This is a genomic window from Clostridium sp. UBA4395, assembly GCF_002390995.1.
GTDB lineage: Bacteria > Bacillota > Clostridia > Clostridiales > Clostridiaceae > Clostridium_J > Clostridium_J sulfidigenes.
Map to the genome: position 1 here is coordinate 1 of NZ_DGRF01000012.1, position 20,430 is coordinate 20,430.

Below are 20,430 nucleotides of genomic sequence, written 5' to 3' on the forward strand. Positions count from 1 at the left end.
AGGAATGCTAGTTAACTATTTATATATTTAACTAGTTCCATATGTAACATTTTAAATAGGTGCAATTTTAGCTATACTCACTCTATGCATTAATCTCTTTTCTTGAATAATATATTGGAGTATTTGTAACATTTATAACTTTAATTAACTACAGAGCCCAAAATAAAGAACCAATAAATATTATAAAATACTTATCGATTCTTTACTACTATATAAATACTATAAAAATTATTATATCCTAATAAATTTGTGATTTATACTACAAACGTTGAGCAGCTTCAAAGGATAGTGGTGATCTTTCACATTCATCATATTTCAAAGTTACTTGGTAACACAATTTACTACCTTTCATTCTTTCAGATGCATAACATAACCCATTAGACCTAGAATCCATAAATGGGTGGTCTATTTGGTCTGGATCTCCAATAAGTATAAGTTTTGTTCCAATACCTACCCTAGTTGTAATTGCCTTTACTTGCTTTGGAGAGAGATTTTGAGCCTCATCAATTATTACCCACTGTCGTATTATTGATCTACCTCTTAAATATGCTATGGCTTCAGTGGTTATAATCCTTCTATCAAATAATTCATTTACTTTATCTTGTAACTCTTTTTCATTTTTATATCTTTCTTTTTCATCTGAATCTACAAGAACTTCTAAATTATCAAAAATAGGTCTCATAAATGGAGATATTTTTTGTTCTTCAGTACCTGGTAAAAAGCCTATTTCTTCATCCATAGTTACATTAGGTCTACATACTAATATCTTTCTATATTCACCAGTTTCTTCTTCTATAATTTTCTGTAATCCTACTGCTAAAGAAAATAATGTTTTGGCTGTTCCTGCTGGACCTTTTACTATACTTAAAGGAGCCATATTAGATGACGTAAATAGACACTCTAACATGAATCTTTGTCCTACATTTCTAGCACTTAATCCAAGGGGTTTGCTATCCTTATAATGCAAATGTACTATATTTTCTCCATCAAATCTACCTAGTGCACTTTGTTTTTTATTTTCTAAGGAATGCATAACTAAAAATTGATTTGTATAAAGGGTAGGAGTATAGTACTCATCATTTTCTTCTTGATAACATACTACGTCATTTTTAGATATAACCTTTTTTGAATAGAATTCTGAAAGCTTATCTTGTGAAACATAGACTTCCATTCTACCAGTATACTGCTCATCTCCAGCTGGAACTACCTTCTCATAAAAATCTTCACTTTTTACATTAACAATATCTGCTTTTATTCTTTCAAAGGTATCCTTTGTAATTAATATAACATCTTCCCCAGCATCTTTTAACGCTTTACATACTTGGAGTATCCTGTTATCAGCTTTATTTCTATCCCAAAACTTTGGAACTTCTGCATTTAAGCAATTAGTCTCTATTCTTAATTTACCACCACCAGGAAGAGGTACTCCTTCATTCAAATTTCCTAACTTTCTTAATCCATCTATAATTCTCGATGCCTGTCTAGCATTTAATCCAAGGTCAGTTTTATTTTTTTTAAAATCATCCAGCTCCTCTAATACCACCTCTGGTATTACTACATCATTATTACCAAAAGATAATAATGCTCCTGATGAATATAATATAACGTTAGTATCTAACACATATGTTTTTTTCAAGTCATTCTCCTCCTCTCTTATACTATAATATATGAGTGACTTCTTATTAATTGAATTAATTTTTTAAATTTATATAAATATTTTATTGTAATTGCTATAATATATTATATAATATAGCTATATTATATAATAATCATTATCCATTCTTTCCCTTTGACAATGGATAATATTTATTATATAATATCTATAATAAATAACTATAGAGGTGATTCAATGGATATTAATTTTACCCAAGTTTTCAAAGAAAAAAAACTGAAACTTACACCTCAGCGTATAGCCGTATACAATTACTTGAAATCAACAAAAGAACATCCATCAGCTGAAACAATTCATAAAGCTTTAAAAGAAGCGTATCCAACTATGAGTTTAGCAACAGTTTATAAAACGCTAAAGGTTTTAGTAGACGTTAATTTAATTCAAGAGATTAATGTTGGAGAAGGCAACTTTAGATATGATGGTTTTGCTGATCCACATCCTCATATACATTGTATAAAATGCTCTAGGGTAGATGATTTAGAAGGTGTTAACTTTGATTTTCTAAATTCTAGTGTGAAAGATAATACAGATTATGAGATTATTTCTAATAAAGTATATTTTTATGGACTATGCCCTATGTGCAAGAAATCAAAATAAGAGATTAGATCATCTAATCTCTTTTTTATTTATCTAATTTTTAATAATTATTATCTCTCTTTACACATATAATTTATAGAGGGGTGATTATAGTGTATAAGAAAAATAATTTGCATACTAAATTATTTAATATATTCTTATTTGTATTAGCTACTTTATGTTTTTTTAAACTATTTTTTGAAGAAGATAACTTAAAAGGAAAAAATGTTTTCAACTTATCTGAAGAAAATATTGTAATTAATGAAGATTTAAATAATGATAATAAAAAAGATTCCATACTTATTAAAAAATCTAACTCTCACTTATTAGCTCAGGTAAATTTAAATAGTAATGAAACCTATAGTTTAAACTATGATAAAAATTTGCAGACCCTTGGAGAATACTGCACGTATTGGCCTGTAAGGGTATCCACCTTAGATATTTCTAGAGATAATTCCAAAGAAATATTTATTCAAAGCTCTTTTCATAATAAAGCTGTTCAACATATTTTTTCTTGGAATGGAAATGGATATGATGACATATTTTGTTCTACTAATAATTTATTAGGATTTATAGATAGCGCTAATAGTAGAACTCCTAAAATTATGTCGGGTAATTTTCAAGATAATAATATTAATTTAAAAGGATATCTATATAATCAAGGCTCCCTTAAAGAATTTAATAATAATCTGACTACATCTTTACCAGGCAAAGATACTATAACTAACTTTATATGCTTAATAGAAAGTTTGCCTGATCCTTACTTGTCTGTTCCCAACTATTTTTACTCTCAAATAAGTGGCTCAGATTTAGAGAGTATTTTTAGACTTGCTAATGGATCAAATTATTATAAATTTCAAGATGGTTATTTTACAGATTTAGCTTGGGATAATATTGGAAATATAACCTGTGAAAATTGGATATTAAACTTTAGAGTAATAAGCACATCTGATAGTAAAAAAGTAAGCAATTTAACTATAAATATAATGATAAATAAATATAATGATAATGATTTTCCATTTAAAATTACCTCTGTTAATATATATTAAGCTATTTTACCTTTTTAATTTTCTCCTCCCATTATTGGAATTATTATATTCAAAAAATAAAAATGGGACCTAACGGTCCCAGGGGGATGGGGGGGCCTCTAAAATTACTTCTAGAGGTTTATGGAGATTTTAACTTCCATTACATTTTTATTATTGACTAAATTATATTTTATATACATATAATTTAAATATTTTAGTCTTTTTCTAAATTATTATATTCAAAAATTTTTTGTAATAATTTAATCTTATTTGGATCAATGAGTCTAATTAATATATTTATAATCTTATTGTACTCTTCCTCCGTTAACCCTTTTTCATCTCTAAATATGTTCTCTTCAATTATATCTGCTTCATCTACTGTAGTAATATTTTCTTCTGAAAACTCATCACTTTTTATAATGTCATTTATGTCTAAATTATTTAAATCTACATTGGAAAAATCTATTCGTGAAAACTCCAAGTTATTCATGTTATTTAATATGGCATTAAAGTCAAGATTAGCTAATATTTCATCTACTGATTCTTTATCTTTTTTTTTTATATCTGTATACTCTTCAACATTTTCATTATTGACATTATTACCATCACTATAATTATTAGCATTCATATTCTGTAGCAATGTTTTTAATTGTTCTATATCCTCGGGTTTAATCTGAGATAAAATTTGTTCTATAGAACTATGATTATTTACTGAATTATTACCACTGTTTACATTATTAGAAGGTGCTTGCGTATTACCTCCCCCTAATAAAGAAGATATCATGCTAATTAAATCACCACTATCCCCTGTGTTACCTCCGCCTATGCCTAAATTGCTAAGCAAGTCCAGAATACCATTAAAGTTTCCGCCCATGCCTCCTAATATACTAGCCAACGGATTATTTCCTCCCATATTGTTCATAGGATTATTCATTCCCATCGGATTCATCATACCCATCTGATTCATTTCCATGGGATTATTCATTCCCATTGGGTTGTTCATTCCAACTGAATTATTCATTCCCATTGCACCTAAGTTAGCAGCCATATTCATTGCATTCATGCCCATATTATTATTCATTGGATTATTACCATTATATCCTCCAAAGTATCCATTATTATTCTGCTCTTGCACATAATTTTCTTCTCTATCTCTTTTTCTATGCTTATGCTTTCCCATCTACTCACCTCTTTACTTATTATAAAATTTTAAAAAAGCAATCCATGAATAACATGGACTGCTAATTTTCTTACTTTTCTAGAAACCCCCCTATACTGGGCCATGGTTTACATCATTCTTTATCCATTGTTATTTCTACTTTTATAAGCAGTCCTTACTTTTGTTTAAACATCTTATAGTTTAGCAACATTTACAGCAGCATTGTTTTCTGCAGCAACATCCATTATTAAAATTATTATAGCCAAATCCAGTATTTCCTCTATTAAATCCAAATCCACCAAATCCACCAGAGCAACATAACCAATATAAGAATATTAAAGTTAATGCATTTCTAGCACTTGAATTACATTCTGTGTCTAGCAAACACTGATTTTTTAGAATTACGATTAATAGTAGAATTGTACATGGTTGAAAGCCGCAACCTGAATTTCCTATATTTCCGCATCCACACATCATAAATTCCTCCTTCTTGTGAAGTGTACTTTCTAATTATCATAGATTAATCACTTAAAACCATTTGTTGATACTTATTAACTTTTTCTCTTGATAATTAATAATCCGTTAGTTAGTTTGATATTTATTGTGCTATGCACAACAAACTTTTATTCTTTTACATTTGCATTTTTTTTCTTTGCATTTACACTTGCAGCATTTACATTTGCATTGACATCCACATCCACATCCACATCTACATGAGCATTGGTTTCCACACATTGATCCATAGTTACAGTTTCCTAACATATTATTACTTCCACATCCACCATTGAATCCACATAACCAATATAAGAAAAGTAATGTTAATGCATTTTTAGACTTTGATGAACCATCTAATAATCCTTGATTTGCAAAAATAACTATTATTAAAAGAATAGTACATGCTTGTGAGTTACATCTATTATTTGAATATCCACACATTTATTCATTCCTCCAATCTTTATTTATCGTTTTCTTATCTATAGGCTTCTTGTATACTTTATTCTTTAGCATGGTTTACATACTTGTTGAGGTGTTCTTCTTATAAGAAAAATTGCTATTATAAGAATTATTTGGCATATATTACATCCGCCAAAGCCACCAAAACCACTATTTCCAAAACAACCAATATTACCACTACATTGATTTTGATTGCAACATGGGTCACAACATGGGTTACAACATTGGCATGGGTTGCATGAAGCAGTTTCTATAATATAATGCTTTTGTTTTTTACGATCTTTTCTTACTCCACCGCAGCAGCAGCAATATTCTTTACATTTGCAGCAGCAAGGTTCACAGCAACAGCATGAGCAATCACATGGATCGCAACAGCAATCATTTCCACCGCATCCACAGTTTCCGCCGAATCCACCGAATCCACCGAATCCACCACATCCACAGTTTCCTCCGAATCCACCGCATCCACCACATCCACAGTTTCCTCCGAATCCACCGCATCCACGATTTCCACCGAATCCACCTCTACAGAAAATTAGTATTAATATTATCCAAATTAGTATTTTTCCACTTCCAAATCCAAAGTTTTGAGAAGGGTTTCCATCTGTACATGTTCCGCCAAACATCTGATATAGATTTGAATAGTCACTCATAGTTTTTATCCTCCTATTATATTTACATTTTTATATCATCATTTGTATAATACAATATATGATTTTGCTTAAGTTTTGACACTGATAATTATATTCTTGAAGTTTTTTATATATTTAATCTATAGTATTTTTAGTGTGTTTTTCCTAAGCCTCTTTACTACAATATATGTTTTTCCATAAAATCGGTGATAAAAAAGTCATCTCATAATTTTCAATAAAGAAAATTATAAGATGACTTTTTATTATGTTATTACTATAAAATTATCTTGCTTAGAAGTATTATAACAGTAGAAACTCCATTAACAAATAAGTGGGTAAATACTGAATACCAAAACCCTTCCTTTTCAATTAGATAGCAGTTGAAAAAACTTACTACAAATAAAGAAGCAAAAGCACTAATACTAAAGTGAATAGATGCAAATAATATACTAACAATAGATGCAGATATTATAAATCCAAACTCCCCCTTAAGTCTACTTCTTAAAAACTTACCATAAAATAAGTACCTAAAAACGAATTCTTCAACCACTGGTGCAAAAATAACTGTAAAAGGAATAGTTATTATAAAAGAAACTAAATCATAATTACTTAGCATAGTTATAACTTGTTGTTGTTCAATAGGTATCTTTAACAATAACAGCAATAAAAGCCAAAACAAACCACACATTATTATAAATCCATAAACTAATAACACATATATCAACGCTTTACCTATTTTAAAATCACCTAAAGAAAACCTGTATTTTATATAATCATCATTCTTACATTTTGAACTAACCCAATTAGCTAAAATAAAAATTATTAAAACAAAAGGTAATATATTATTATAAAGTTCAGGTAATAAGAAATACAATGATATATATCCTATACTCACCATAATTTTAATTAGCTTAGAATTTCTTTTTATTTTCACTGTTCTTAGATAAAATACTAGTGGTAAAATATAAAGCATAAATATAATAAATAAATTTCCTAATATCTTCAAATAAACACCCCTCTTTAATCACATATATACTTATATGTTTAAAAGTAACTCAATATTATTATATCATAAATAAAGGGTCATTGATTTCTCTAATCAATAACCCTTTATTTTATTCAAGTCCTAAGTCTTTAAATATTTCCTCAAGTAATTCTTCTTTTCCTTCCTTTTTTAAAGAAGAGAAGAACAATAATTTATCTTCTTTTCCAAGCTTTAAGGTTTCTTTTATTACCTTAGCGCTCCTCTGTAATTCACTTTTAGTTAACTTATCTTTTTTAGTTGCTACAACTATAACTTCATAACCATAATGCTTAATCCACTCATACATCATTATATCATCACCAGTTGGTTTATGCCTACAGTCCACTAAAATAACTACTTTTTTCAATTCTGGCCTATTTATTAAATATTGTTCCATCATTTTTCCCCAAGTAGCCTTCTCGCTTTTTGACACTTTAGCATATCCATATCCAGGTAAATCTACAAAGTATAGCTTATTATTTATAGTAAAGAAATTTATAAGTCTTGTTTTGCCAGGTGTACCACTTACCTTAACTAACTTTCTTCTATTTGTTAATGTATTAATAAGTGACGACTTTCCTACATTAGATCTACCAACAAAGGCAATTTCGCACATTCCATCTTCTGGATATTGGGTGGGCTTTACAGCCGAAGTTTTAAATTCTGCTTGTTTAATTTCCATTTTTCTCTTCTCCAACTAGTGCATTCTTCAATACATCTTCAATTTTTTCTACTGGTATAAATTTTATTTTATTTTTTATAACTTTTGGTATATCCTTTAAGTCTTTTTCATTAGCTTTAGGAATAATTATAGTTTTTATTCCCATTCTGTAAGCAGCCAGACTTTTTTCTTTAAGTCCCCCTATGGGTAATACTCTACCAGTTAAAGTAACTTCTCCTGTCATAGCTACTGAATATTTTATTTTTCTGTTACTTAAAGCAGAAACCATAGCTGTAACCATAGTAACTCCAGCGGATGGACCATCCTTTGGAATAGCTCCTTCTGGTATATGAATGTGTATATCTTTATTTTTATAAAATTCTTTATCTATACCATACATGTCACAATGAGCCCTTACATAACTGTAACCTGCCTTAGCTGATTCCTTCATTACATCTCCTAGTTGACCTGTAAGTTGAAGTTTACCATCACCCTCCATTACTGCTACTTCTACGGGAAGCGTATCACCACCATATCCAGTCCATGCAAGACCTGTGACTACTCCAATTTTATCTTCTTTATCTAAACCATCATAGCTATATAATTCAGAACCTAGATACTTCTTAACAGTTAAAGAATTTATAGTTATTTTTTTCTTATTGCTTTCCATTATTTCGGTTATAGATTTTCTTATTACTGAAGCTATCTTTCTTTCTAGATTCCTAACTCCTGATTCTCTTGTATATCTATCTATTATAGTTCTTAAAGCACTTTCATTAACTATAATCTGACCATCTTCCACAGAATATTCCTTCATAACTTTAGGTACTAAATATTTCTTTGCTATTTCATATTTTTCTTCTGTAGTATAGCCTGAAACCTCTATTACTTCCATTCTATCTAATAGTGGTCTAGATATAGTATCTAAAGTATTTGCTGTAGTTATAAATAATACCTTTGACAAATCAAACTCTACATCTATATAGTGATCCCTAAAGGTCTTATTCTGTTCTGAATCTAGCACCTCAAGAAGAGCATCTTCTACATTTCCTTTATAATCCTTTGATACTTTATCTATTTCATCTAAAAGGCATACCGGATTTTTGTAACCAACTTCCTTTAATGCAGATACAATTCGTCCTGGAATTGCTCCTACATACGTTTTTCTGTGACCTCGAATTTCAGCCTCATCTTTTACTCCACCTAAACTCATTCTTACAAATTTTCGTCCTAGTGAATTAGCCACTGATTTTGCAATAGATGTTTTACCAACCCCTGGAGGTCCAACTAAGCATACTATAGGTGACTTTAATGATTTACTCATTTTTCTAACTGCTAAATATTCTATAATTCTTTCTTTTACGTCTTCTAATCCGTAATGTTCCTCATCTAAAACTTTTCTAGCATTAGTTAAGTCTAAATTATCTTTTGTTAGCTTATTCCATGGCATACCTAAAATAGTGTCTAAATAAGTTTTTATAACCGATCCCTCTTGGGATGAAGGACCAATATTTTTAAGTCTATTAATTTCAAACTCTATCTTAGTTTTAACATCTTTAGGTAATTTAATTTGTCCTAATTTTTTTTCATAATTAGCTATTTCTCTTCCAAACTCATCTTCTTCTCCTAGCTCTTCTTGAATTACCTTAAGTTGTTCTCTAAGATAGTACTCTTTTTGAGATGCACTTACTCTAGCTTTAACCTTATTACTTATAAGCTTCTCTACTTTTACAACTTCAATCTCTTTTTTAAGAATAACTAATAATTTTTCCATTCTTTCTTTTATTGAAGTAATTTCTAATAACTCCTGCTTTACATCAGCCTTTACCGGTAGAAATGCACTTATTACATCGCAGTATACACTATTATCTTCTTCTGCTTCTAATTCCACTATTAAATCTTTAAATTCTTCACCAGCTAATTCTAAGTAATTAATAAACATATCATTTAGTGAGTTTTTATATCCTTCAGATTCTGTTTTATCCTCTATATCCAACTCTTCAACTGCTTCAACTTCTGCACTTATACAATCATCTTCATCTAAATATTTTACAAGCTTAGCCCTATATTCTCCCTCTACTAATACTCGCAAGTGATTCCCTGGCAACTTCATAAATTGCTTTATTGTACATACACATCCAACATTATATATATCTTTTTCAATTGGATTTTCAGTAGTTGCTTCTCTTTGACTTATTATAAATATCTTTTGATCTTCATCCATGGCTTTATTAATTGCTTCTATAGATTTCTTTCTTCCTATATCAAAGTTTAAAGCCATATGTGGAAAGATACTTAATCCCCTAAGGGGAATTAATGGAAGTTTCATTATTTGATTCTCCATAACATCTCCTCATTTCTATCTAATCTATTATTTAATCTTACTTAATTTCATATTATAAAATCTTATCTAGTTTACTCAAACTAATAATTCAACCTAAGTATTTATACAGGAATCTTTCAGGGCAGTGCAGTATTTTCTTTTTTATTGTAAAGTATAACTTTTATAAGAAAATCCTACTTTAATAAAACATCTAAATGATATATGTTTATTGTATTAATTATAATTAGACTAGTATATTATACCTATAAAAATATAATTTTTCAATTAAATAATCCCTATAAAAGTTTTATCAATTAAACTTCTATAGGGATTAGCTTTAAGCATCTAATTGTGGTAACATATTCAATTCAAACCCTTGGTCTTTTTTTTCTACGCTTATATGAAGAATTTGTTCTTTTATTATTGCTTCATCTATTACTTCCTTTATAGTATTTACCGGTATTACTTTTATATCTTTATAATCTTTATATACCTCTTGCCAATTTTCTTTTGGAATTAAAACCTTTTTTGCACCAGCTTTTATAGCACCAGTAATCTTAGCTGTAACACCACCAACTGGCTTTACTTCACCATGAATAGATATTTCTCCTGTCATAGCTATATTATTATCTACACTCCTACCTGTTATTGCACTATAAATTGCAGTAGTCATACTTATTCCAGCAGAAGGACCATCTACAGGTATTCCCCCAGGAAAATTAACATGTATATCGTATTTTTTTGTATCTATGTTGTATATTCTCTCCAACACTGTAATTACATTATCAATAGAATTTCTTGCTGTACTTTTTCGTTTTAATTTTCTACCCTTATCTCCTAATTCCTCTTCCTCAACAATACCTGTTATTTTTACTATTCCTTCTCTATCTCTTGCCTTTGTTGCTGTTGCCTCTATTTCCATTACAGATCCAACATTTGAACCATATACCGCAAGGCCATTTACATAACCAACCTTTGGTTTCGCACATATTTTTTTATTAGGCTTTGGTGAGTATTGTCCATTCTCAATAACCCATTGTATTTCATTTATACTAACAGTATTTCTATTTTCATTAATTACAATTCCACAAGCTAATTGAACCAAATTTACAGCATCACGACCATTATTAGCAAACATCCCAACCAGTTTTGCTGCTTCTTCGTCTATTGATATTCCAATTTTTTCTGCTGCATTCTTTGCAATTATTTCTATTTCATCTCCATCTAGAGCTCTAAAAAATATTTCTACACATCTAGACCTAATAGCTGGAACAATTTCTTCTGGACTTCTAGTTGTTGCACCTATTAATCTAAAGTCAGCAGGAAGTCCTTCTTCAAATATCTCTTTAATATAAGATGGCATATTAGGATCTTCACTATTATAATATGCACTATCCAAAAATACTTTTCTATCTTCCAAAACTTTCAATAACTTATTCATTTCTATAGGATGTAATTCACCTATTTCATCAATAAATAGGACTCCTCCATGTGCTTTTGTAACTGCTCCAGGTTTTGGTTGTGGTACTCCTATAACACCTAATGGACCCGCCCCCTGATATATTGGATCATGAACTGATCCTATTAATGGATCCGCTATTCCTCTTTCATCAAATCTTATAGTTGTAGCATCAATTTCTACAAAAGAAGAAGCTGCCTTAAATGGTGACGCTGGAATTAGTTTTGCCTCTTCTAATACAAGTCTTGCTGCTGCTGTTTTTCCTATTCCTGGAGGCCCATATATTATAACATGTTGAGGATTGGGACCACATATGGCTGCTTTTAAAGCCTTAATACCCTTTTCTTGACCAATTATATCTTCAAAATTTCTAGGTCTACTCTTTTCTGTTAAAGGCTCAGTCAAACATATACTTTTTAACTTTCTCAGCTTTTCAATTTCTTTAGTGTTCTCTTTATTAATTGTAATCTTAGATGATTTTTGTCCCTTTAATGCATTAAAGAAGTAAATTCCCATTACTATTGTAACTAATAGTTGTATTAGCATAATCAAAATCGCTACTGGTTCCATATCAATATTAGCCTACTTTATAAGCAAACTAATCTTCCCTCCCTTTACTAATTATTTAAGTCACAATAGTATTATTCACAATATATTGGATTAATATTCTATAACAAGAAAAAACTGCTGAATTTCAGCAGTTTTTATATTATGCAAGTTCAGGTGTTCTCTTTACACCCTTTTTATTATCTATTTTTAAAGGTTCTCTCTTTCCATTGTCTGCAATGATATATTCAGGAATCTTTGTATTTAAAGTTTCTTCATGAATTATAACTTTTTCTATTTCTTCACGTGAAGGAATCTCATACATTATTTCCTGCATTATATCTTCTATTATTGCTCTTAATCCCCTTGCTCCTGTGCTTCTCTTTATTGCTTCTTTAGCTATAGCTATAAGAGCATTTTCATCGAATTCAAGTCTAACATCATCAATTTCTAATAACTTTTGATACTGCTTCACTAATGCATTTTTAGGTTCACTTAATATTTTTACAAGAGCATCTTCATCTAAGTTATCTAAAGTTACTATTACAGGAATTCTTCCTACAAACTCTGGAATTAATCCAAACTTCAGTAAATCACCTGGCATTATTTGCTTAAATAATTCTCCTAAGTCTTGTTTTTCCTTAGAAACCACTTCTGCACCAAATCCCATGGCTGATTTTTGAGTTCTCTTTGTTATAATTTTTTCTAACCCATCAAAAGCTCCACCACAAATAAATAATATATTAGATGTATTTATTTGGATAAACTCTTGATGTGGATGTTTTCTTCCTCCTTGTGGTGGTACTGAAGATACAGTTCCCTCAAGAATTTTAAGTAAAGCTTGCTGAACCCCTTCACCAGAAACATCTCTAGTTATAGATGGATTTTCGGACTTACGTGCGATCTTATCAATCTCGTCGATATATATAATGCCTCTTTCAGCTCTTTCTATATCATAATCAGAGTTTTGAATTAATTTTAATAATATATTTTCTACGTCCTCACCTACATATCCAGCTTCTGTAAGTGTTGTAGCATCTGCTATTGCAAAAGGTACATTTAACATTTTTGCTAGTGTTTGAGCTAATAAAGTTTTACCTGAACCAGTTGGTCCTAAAAGAAGTATATTACTTTTTTGTAGTTCTATATCATTATCCATAACATTAGAATTTATTCTTTTATAATGATTATACACTGCTACAGACAAAGCCTTTTTAGCATCATCTTGCCCTACTACATACTGATCTAAATACTTTCTAATTTCTTTAGGTTTAGGTAATGTGCCCATGTCAATTTGGACATCCTCTTCTCTTTCGTCTACTATGATTTCAGAACAAAGTTCAATGCACTCATCACAAATATATACACCTGGACCTGCAATAAGTCTTCTTACTTGCTCTTCACTTTTTCCACAAAAAGAACATTTAAATTTTTTCTTTTCTTCATTTCTTGGCATGTTGACACCCCTTTAAAGCTATTTCTTTTTAACAATTACTTCATCTACTAATCCATATTCCTTAGCTTCATCCGCGGACATAAAATAATCTCTTTCAACATCTTGTTTTATTTTATCTAAAGGCTTGCCTGTTCTTTCACTTAATATTTCATTAAGAGTTTCTTTTATCTTTAATATTCTTTTAGCATGAATATCAATGTCAGTTGCTTGACCTTTAAATCCACCTAACGGTTGATGTATCATTATCTCACTGTTAGGAAGCGCATATCTTTTTCCCTTTTGTCCTGCTGCAAGTAGAAAAGCTCCCATAGATGCAGCCATTCCTACACAAATTGTAGAAACCTCCGGCTTTATATAGTTCATTGTATCATAAATTGCCATTCCAGAAGTTATTGAACCACCAGGGCTATTTATATATAGATATATATCCTTATCTGGGTCCTCTGACTCTAAAAATAAAAGCTGTGCTACAATTAAACTAGCAGTAACATCATTTACTTCATCAGATAAAAAAATAATTCTTTCTTTTAATAATCTAGAATATATATCATAAGATCGCTCGCCCTTACCAGTTTGCTCTACAACCATTGGTATATAACTCATAATTACAACCTCCTTACTATTGTAAATATATTAGAATATTTACTATTATATCCTCATTAAAATTATTTTAACCTATTTTATTTAAAATAATTGCCAGTATATACTGGCAATTATTAATTAACTTAAATAGTTTTGCTATTTTCCATTATCATGTTCTTAATTTTTTCATTTACTATTTGAGTTCCAAGGTATTCTCTTTGAACTTGAACTAATCTATCAACAGTTTCTTCCATTTTCTCAGCTTCACCATACTTACTAGCAATCTCTGTAGCTTTTTCTCTTATCTCATCTTCTGATGCTTCAATTTTCTCAGCTTTAGCAATTTCACCTAATACTAATTCATTTTTAACATTTTTAGTTGCTATATCTTTCATTTGTTCTCTAAAGTCAGCTTCTGAAGTATTTGTAAACTTAAAGTAACTTTCTATATCTAAACCTTGATACTTTAATCTATTTTCTAAATCTTGTAGCATTCCATCTAATTCTCTATTTACCATAGCATCTGGAATTTCCACATTAGCATTAGCTACTACAGTTTCTATAACAGCCATTTCATATTCATTTATTGCTTTCAACTCGTTAGCTTTTACTAATTCTTCTCTTATACTGTTTCTAAGTTCCTCTAAAGTTTCAAATTCAGAAACCTCACTAGCAAATTCATCAGTTATTTCTGGTAATTCTTTTTTCTTAACTGATTTAACTGTTACCTCAAATTTAGCTGGTTTTCCATTTAAATCTTCTTTTCCATATTGTTCTGGGAAATTAACCTTTACGTCTTTAGACTCTCCAGCTGTTAATCCAACTATTTGATCTTCAAAGTTATCAATAAAGCTACCTGACCCTATTTCTAATTCATAATCTTTAGCTTCTCCGCCTTCAAAAGCAACTTCATCTACATAACCTTTGAAGTCTATAACTGCTATATCACCTTTTTCAACAGCTCCCTCTTTAACTTCTACTCTTGTATTTTGAGCTTGTAATTCTTTTAATTTATTTTCTACATCCTCATCTGTAACTTCTACTACTTCTTTCTTTGCTTCTATTCCTTTATAAGCACCTAATTCAACTTCTGGTACTACTGGTACTGACGCAGTATATATAAATTCCTTACCTTCACCAATTTGAACAATATCAATTGATGGATAATCTACTGGATTTATATTATTTTCTGCTAATACTTCTGGATAAGTAGTTTCATATATGTAGTTTATAGCATCCTCATATAATGCACCTTCACCATAGTATTGTTTAATTATATTCATTGGAGCCTTACCTTTTCTAAATCCAGGCACATTGAATTTTTTCGCATTTTTTGCATAAGATTTTTTAACAGCTTCTGCAAATTTATCTGCTCCTATTGTTACTTCAAATTTAACAACGTTTTTTTCTAGCTTCTCCATTTTAACGTTCATTATTTCTTCCTCCTAATATTCCCAACTCTGTATTTCTTAAAATTATAACATAAATTTAGTAAAGTAAATAGTACATTTCATTATTTAACTGTTAGTCAGATACATCATCATTCTCTAAATTTATGATAATAAATTAAATATTACCTAATAAATTATACAATAATACTATTATTATGTACAATACTTTTTCCCATGATATATTTATTCAACTATTTTACCATCTTTATCCACAACTATTTCCTTATTGTCTAAAGATATAGTGAGACCCTTATCTGTTATTTGTCCCACTTCAAAAGTTTTTCCTTTTACATTATAAAATCCCCTATGGGTATTACTCTCAATATTATATATCCACAAATACTTATCATCACTGTTATTTATCCAAGGCAAACTACTAGAATATGCAATATGTGTATTGTCAATAAATTGTGCACTTTCAACCCATTTATAAGAAGGATTATATTTTAATACGTTTTCCTTGTTAAATACTTCATTAGTAGTTGATACATACTGTTCATTGGTGATGTTTATTAGTTTCTCGTTACTATTTAAAATATACATATCTTGAGCTTCTTTGTCTAAAATTAAAATCATTTCTTGTGATGGGGCTATACTACATTTAACTTGTGAATCTGAATCAATTGTGTTGATTTTCTTAACTTGATCTTTTTCTTCATAATTAATAGTAACTTTTTTTCCTGATTTAAGAACTACATCTGAATAAGTTTTAGTAGACTTTTCCTCTACAATACTTCCCTCTTCAGAATTTTCTTCAGTTTTATTCTTATTTTCTTCTGATTTATGGTCATTGTCCTCTGTACTTTCTTTAATAAAAAAATTTTTTATAGCCACTATTCCTTCTCTATTAGTAAAAACTAATCCAGTTATCCCAATAACCATTATTATAATCAAAAATATAATCATATATTTTATACGCCTCAGCTTTAACTGTCTGCGATAATCCTTACTAAACATACTTGGCTTTTTCCTCACAGCTTTTACCTCCATAGTTAACTTTATTATTTTACTATACATTTTGATTCATAATTATATTCTCTTAACTTATTATAACTCAACTTATTATAAATTAACATTTTTTTATACCAAATCAATTTAAATTTACAATTAATTTATTTAATTATATTAACCAGCTTTATTTTTTGTTTTATGTTTCCATTTATCATTACTTTATTACTTTAATATATAAAATTGTATTTTACAACAAATTAACTTCTCTCTGTTTCAAAATTTCATTTAAACTGTTATATTCATCTTAAAATTAACCTTTAATGAAAATTGTTAAATGTCTCCTTGCAATTATCTTTTTTACTGAATTTCACAAATTTAATCCTTTACTTGTTTTAATTTTCTAAATTTTTAATCTTTTATTCTTGTTAAAAAAACTGTTGTTTTTCATCTGTTATAGTTGTACAATTATAACAGATGGAGATAAAATTAAATTTAAATTCAAATTATTATTTAATAATTTTAGTACATAAAACAAATAAACTACATCTGTTTTATACTTTAATTTTATTAAAAATTATTTTTTAGGAGGATTATATATGTTTACTCAATGGAATGGCTTTAACGGCAAAACTTGGAAAAGAGAAGTTAATGTAAGAGACTTCATTCAAACTAACTATACTCCATATGAAGGTGATGCATCATTTTTAACAGGTGCTACAAAAGCTACAAACAAATTGTGGAATGAAGTAAGTGAATTATTTAAAAAAGAAATAGAAAACGGTGGTGTTTTAGATGTTGATACTAAAACCATATCTAAAATAGATGCATATAACCCAGGGTATATAGATAAGAATCTTGAAAAAATTGTTGGTGTTCAAACTGACGCTCCACTTAAACGAGCTGTTATGCCTCAAGGTGGAATAAGAATGGCTGAAACCGCAGCTAAATCTTATGGATACGAAATCGACCCTTTGATTTCTGAAATATTCTCAAAACATCGTAAAACTCATAATCAAGGAGTTTTTGATGCTTATACAGATGAAATGAAATTAGCTAGAAAATATGGTATAGTAACAGGTTTACCAGATGCTTATGGAAGAGGTAGAATCATAGGTGACTATAGAAGAGTTGCTTTATATGGTATAGATAGATTAATAGAAGATAAAATTCAACAAAAGAAAAGCTTAGAAGTTAGCACTATAGATGCTGATGTTATTCAATTAAGAGAGGAATTATCTGATCAGATAGTGGCTCTTAACGAGTTAAAAACAATGGCAGCTAGTTATGGATTTGATATATCAGTTCCTGCTAAAAATGCTCAAGAAGCTATTCAATGGTTATATTTTGGGTATCTTGGTGCAATAAAACAACAAAATGGTGCTGCTATGTCTCTTGGTAGAACTTCTACTTTCATTGATATATATATTCAAAGAGATATCGATAATGGTATTCTTACTGAAGAAGATGCTCAAGAAATGGTAGATCACTTTGTAATGAAGTTAAGATTAGTAAAGTTTTTAAGAACTTCTGATTATAACAACCTATTCTCTGGAGATCCAACTTGGGTTACTGAAGTAATAGGCGGTATGGGATTAGATGGAAGAACATTAGTAACTAAAAACTCTTTCAGAATGCTTAATACATTATATACATTAGGAGCATCACCTGAGCCAAACTTAACTGTACTATGGTCAACAAGATTACCTCAAGGATTTAAAGATTTCTGTTCAAAAGTATCTATTGATACAAGCTCTGTTCAGTATGAAAATGACGATTTAATGACAACTTATTGGGGTGATGACTACGCTATAGCTTGCTGTGTATCAGCTATGAAAGTTGGTAAACAAATGCAATTCTTTGGAGCTAGAGTAAACTTAGCTAAGACTTTATTATATACTATAAATGGTGGTGTAGATGAAAAATCTGGAGTACAAGTTGCTCCTAAGATGGAAAAAATCACTTCTGAATACTTAAGCTATGATGAAGTTATAGAAAAATTCGATGTTATGGTAGAATGGTTAGCTAAACTTTATGTTAACACATTGAATGTTATTCACTATATGCACGATAAATACTCTTATGAATCTTTACAAATGGCTTTACATGATAGAGATGTATTTAGAACAATGGCATGTGGTATAGCTGGACTTTCAGTATGTGCAGACTCTTTATCTGCAATTAAATATGCTAAAGTTAAGCCTATTAGAAATGAACAAGGAATAGCAGTAGACTTTGAAATCCAAGGTGACTTCCCTAAATACGGAAATGATGATGATAGAGTTGATGATATAGCAGTATACTTAGTTGAAACTATGATGAATAAGATTAAAAAGAACAAAACATACAGAAATGCATATCACACTCAATCAGTGCTTACAATAACTTCAAACGTAGTTTATGGTAAAAAAACTGGTTCAACACCTTGTGGACGAAAAGCTGGTGAGCCATTTGCTCCTGGTGCTAATCCTATGCACGGAAGAGATAGTAGCGGTTCTTTAGCATCTCTAAACTCTGTAGCTAAATTACCATATGAATATTCTCAAGATGGTATTTCTAATACTTTCTCAATTATTCCAGATGCTTTAGGAAAATGCTCTGAAAACAGAATATCAAACTTAAGTAACTTATTAGATGGATATTTTGTACAAAATGCTCATCACTTAAATGTAAATGTATTTAATAGAGAAACTTTATTAGATGCTATGGATCATCCAGAAAAATATCCTCAGTTGACTGTAAGAGTTTCTGGATATGCTGTTAACTTTATTAAATTAACAAGAGAACAACAATTAGATGTTGTTAACAGAACTTTCCACGCATCAATGTAATCTAAATAAAAAGAATTAATTATAACAACATAGTAGAGATGTCTTAGTTAGATATCTCTACTATATTTAGCATTTTTAAAGGAACTTAAATTAATTTTATAGAGAAATTATAGAATTTATTTTTTGTATAAAGTTAATTATGTTATTTAGTTTAAATTGCAAGGAGGCTTTATAATGAAAACTGGTAGAATTCACTCAATAGAAAGCATGGGTCTAGTCGATGGTCCTGGTATAAGAACTGTAGTATTTTTTCAAGGATGCAAATTAAGGTGTGCTTATTGCCACAATCCAGATACTTGGAACTTAAAAGATGGTAAGGAAGTCACTTCTGAAGAAATTATAAATAAAATCATAAGATTTAAACCCTATTTTCAACCTTCTGGAGGTGGTGTAACATTCTCTGGTGGAGACCCTCTTGTTCAATCTGAATTTTTATTAGAATTATTAAAAAAATGCAAAGAGCTAGGTATTCATACGGCTATTGATACCGCTGGCTATGGACACGGTGACTATGATGAAATATTAAAGTATACTGATCTAGTTTTATTAGATATAAAACATATTAATAGTGATGGATATGTAACTCTTACTGGTAGGGATACACGAGATGTTAACTTATTCTTGTCAGCTCTTAGAAAATCTAAAGCTCGTGTATGGGTTAGGCATGTGGTAGTTCCTGATTATACAGATACTTTAGAGCATATGGATAAGATAGCAAATATAATAAATGAAGAAATTCCTAATGTAGATAAAATAGAATTATTACCTTATCACCTTTTAGGTGTAAATAAATATGAGAGTTTAGGTATAGACTATAGGCTAGATGGTGTAAATCAAATGGACAAAGAAACCTGTAGTCAACTTCAAGATTATTTAATATCTAAAGTTCAACAAAGTAAAAAGAGTAAAATTTCTTAATCTGTTAATACTTTTACATTTTTTTCCACATAATCCCCAAGTTTATCCACAGGTTAGTAATAAACCATAATTTAAATCATATACTTATAAGTTATACAATTCTATTTACTAACCATCTCTTTTATGAGATAATTACTAATACATTATAATATATATAATATTCAAAAAATATATTTATATAAATTTTATGATTCTGTTAAGCTGATATGA

17 protein-coding genes are annotated in these 20,430 nt (G+C 29.4%); 4 read left to right on the forward strand and 13 right to left on the reverse strand.

Features of this window, described 5'->3' with window-relative positions:
* Positions 1-259: 259 nt before the first annotated feature.
* Entirely contained in the window at positions 260-1,636 is a 1,377-nt protein-coding gene (locus B2694_RS00720) for a PhoH family protein (protein ID WP_035135555.1), read from the reverse strand.
* A 213-nt stretch (positions 1,637-1,849) separates the two neighbouring features.
* Between B2694_RS00720 and B2694_RS00725 the strand changes: the two genes are divergently transcribed.
* Positions 1,850-2,269, forward strand: a complete 420-nt coding sequence (locus B2694_RS00725; RefSeq protein ID WP_035135687.1) for a Fur family transcriptional regulator — start codon at positions 1,850-1,852, stop codon at positions 2,267-2,269.
* A gap of 92 nt (positions 2,270-2,361) precedes the next feature.
* On the forward strand, positions 2,362-3,297 hold the full coding sequence (locus tag B2694_RS00730; protein ID WP_346884140.1) for a hypothetical protein: 936 nt from the start codon (positions 2,362-2,364) through the stop codon (positions 3,295-3,297).
* A 193-nt stretch (positions 3,298-3,490) separates the two neighbouring features.
* Here the strand turns inward: B2694_RS00730 and B2694_RS00735 are convergent, their stop codons facing one another.
* The 12 genes from B2694_RS00735 to B2694_RS00790 form a co-directional block, all read right to left on the reverse strand.
* Positions 3,491-4,456 (reverse strand): hypothetical protein, encoded by a 966-nt coding sequence (locus tag B2694_RS00735; protein WP_346884141.1) that lies wholly within the window; start codon positions 4,454-4,456, stop codon positions 3,491-3,493.
* A 180-nt stretch (positions 4,457-4,636) separates the two neighbouring features.
* Positions 4,637-4,912 (reverse strand): hypothetical protein, encoded by a 276-nt coding sequence (locus B2694_RS00740; protein ID WP_346884142.1) that lies wholly within the window; start codon positions 4,910-4,912, stop codon positions 4,637-4,639.
* 129 nt (positions 4,913-5,041) lie between these two features.
* The gene (locus B2694_RS00745) at positions 5,042-5,371 is read right to left on the reverse strand and encodes a hypothetical protein (RefSeq protein ID WP_346884143.1); all 330 of its coding nucleotides are present in this window, start codon (positions 5,369-5,371) and stop codon (positions 5,042-5,044) included.
* Between the two features lie 65 nt (positions 5,372-5,436).
* Positions 5,437-6,042, reverse strand: coding sequence for a hypothetical protein (locus B2694_RS00750; RefSeq protein ID WP_346884144.1), 606 nt, complete (start codon positions 6,040-6,042; stop codon positions 5,437-5,439).
* A gap of 253 nt (positions 6,043-6,295) precedes the next feature.
* On the reverse strand, positions 6,296-7,027 hold the full coding sequence (locus B2694_RS00755) for a CPBP family intramembrane glutamic endopeptidase (protein WP_346884145.1): 732 nt from the start codon (positions 7,025-7,027) through the stop codon (positions 6,296-6,298).
* Positions 7,028-7,136: 109 nt separating this feature from the next.
* Positions 7,137-7,727: a ribosome biogenesis GTP-binding protein YihA/YsxC gene (yihA, locus tag B2694_RS00760; RefSeq protein ID WP_150844424.1), complete on the reverse strand. Its 591-nt coding sequence runs from the start codon at positions 7,725-7,727 to the stop codon at positions 7,137-7,139.
* Positions 7,717-10,050: an endopeptidase La gene (gene lon, locus B2694_RS00765; RefSeq protein ID WP_346884146.1), complete on the reverse strand. Its 2,334-nt coding sequence runs from the start codon at positions 10,048-10,050 to the stop codon at positions 7,717-7,719. Before lon ends, yihA begins: the two co-directional genes overlap by 11 nt.
* Positions 10,051-10,366: 316 nt before the next feature.
* Entirely contained in the window at positions 10,367-12,058 is a 1,692-nt protein-coding gene (gene lonB / locus B2694_RS00770; protein WP_346884147.1) for an ATP-dependent protease LonB, read from the reverse strand.
* Positions 12,059-12,197: 139 nt separating this feature from the next.
* The gene (gene clpX, locus B2694_RS00775) at positions 12,198-13,490 is read right to left on the reverse strand and encodes an ATP-dependent Clp protease ATP-binding subunit ClpX (RefSeq protein WP_346884148.1); all 1,293 of its coding nucleotides are present in this window, start codon (positions 13,488-13,490) and stop codon (positions 12,198-12,200) included.
* A gap of 18 nt (positions 13,491-13,508) precedes the next feature.
* The gene (clpP, locus tag B2694_RS00780) at positions 13,509-14,093 is read right to left on the reverse strand and encodes an ATP-dependent Clp endopeptidase proteolytic subunit ClpP (RefSeq protein ID WP_035135664.1); all 585 of its coding nucleotides are present in this window, start codon (positions 14,091-14,093) and stop codon (positions 13,509-13,511) included.
* 122 nt (positions 14,094-14,215) lie between these two features.
* The gene (gene tig, locus B2694_RS00785; RefSeq protein WP_346884149.1) at positions 14,216-15,505 is read right to left on the reverse strand and encodes a trigger factor; all 1,290 of its coding nucleotides are present in this window, start codon (positions 15,503-15,505) and stop codon (positions 14,216-14,218) included.
* A gap of 201 nt (positions 15,506-15,706) precedes the next feature.
* Positions 15,707-16,498, reverse strand: a complete 792-nt coding sequence (locus tag B2694_RS00790) for a hypothetical protein (RefSeq protein ID WP_346884150.1) — start codon at positions 16,496-16,498, stop codon at positions 15,707-15,709.
* Between the two features lie 572 nt (positions 16,499-17,070).
* Between B2694_RS00790 and pflB the strand changes: the two genes are divergently transcribed.
* Both pflB and pflA read left to right on the forward strand, forming a co-directional pair.
* Positions 17,071-19,302: a formate C-acetyltransferase gene (pflB, locus tag B2694_RS00795; protein ID WP_346884151.1), complete on the forward strand. Its 2,232-nt coding sequence runs from the start codon at positions 17,071-17,073 to the stop codon at positions 19,300-19,302.
* Between the two features lie 174 nt (positions 19,303-19,476).
* Positions 19,477-20,220 carry a pyruvate formate-lyase-activating protein gene (gene pflA, locus B2694_RS00800; RefSeq protein WP_346884152.1) on the forward strand — a complete coding sequence of 248 codons (744 nt, stop codon included), beginning with the start codon at positions 19,477-19,479 and terminating at the stop codon, positions 20,218-20,220.
* Positions 20,221-20,430 lie beyond the last annotated feature (210 nt).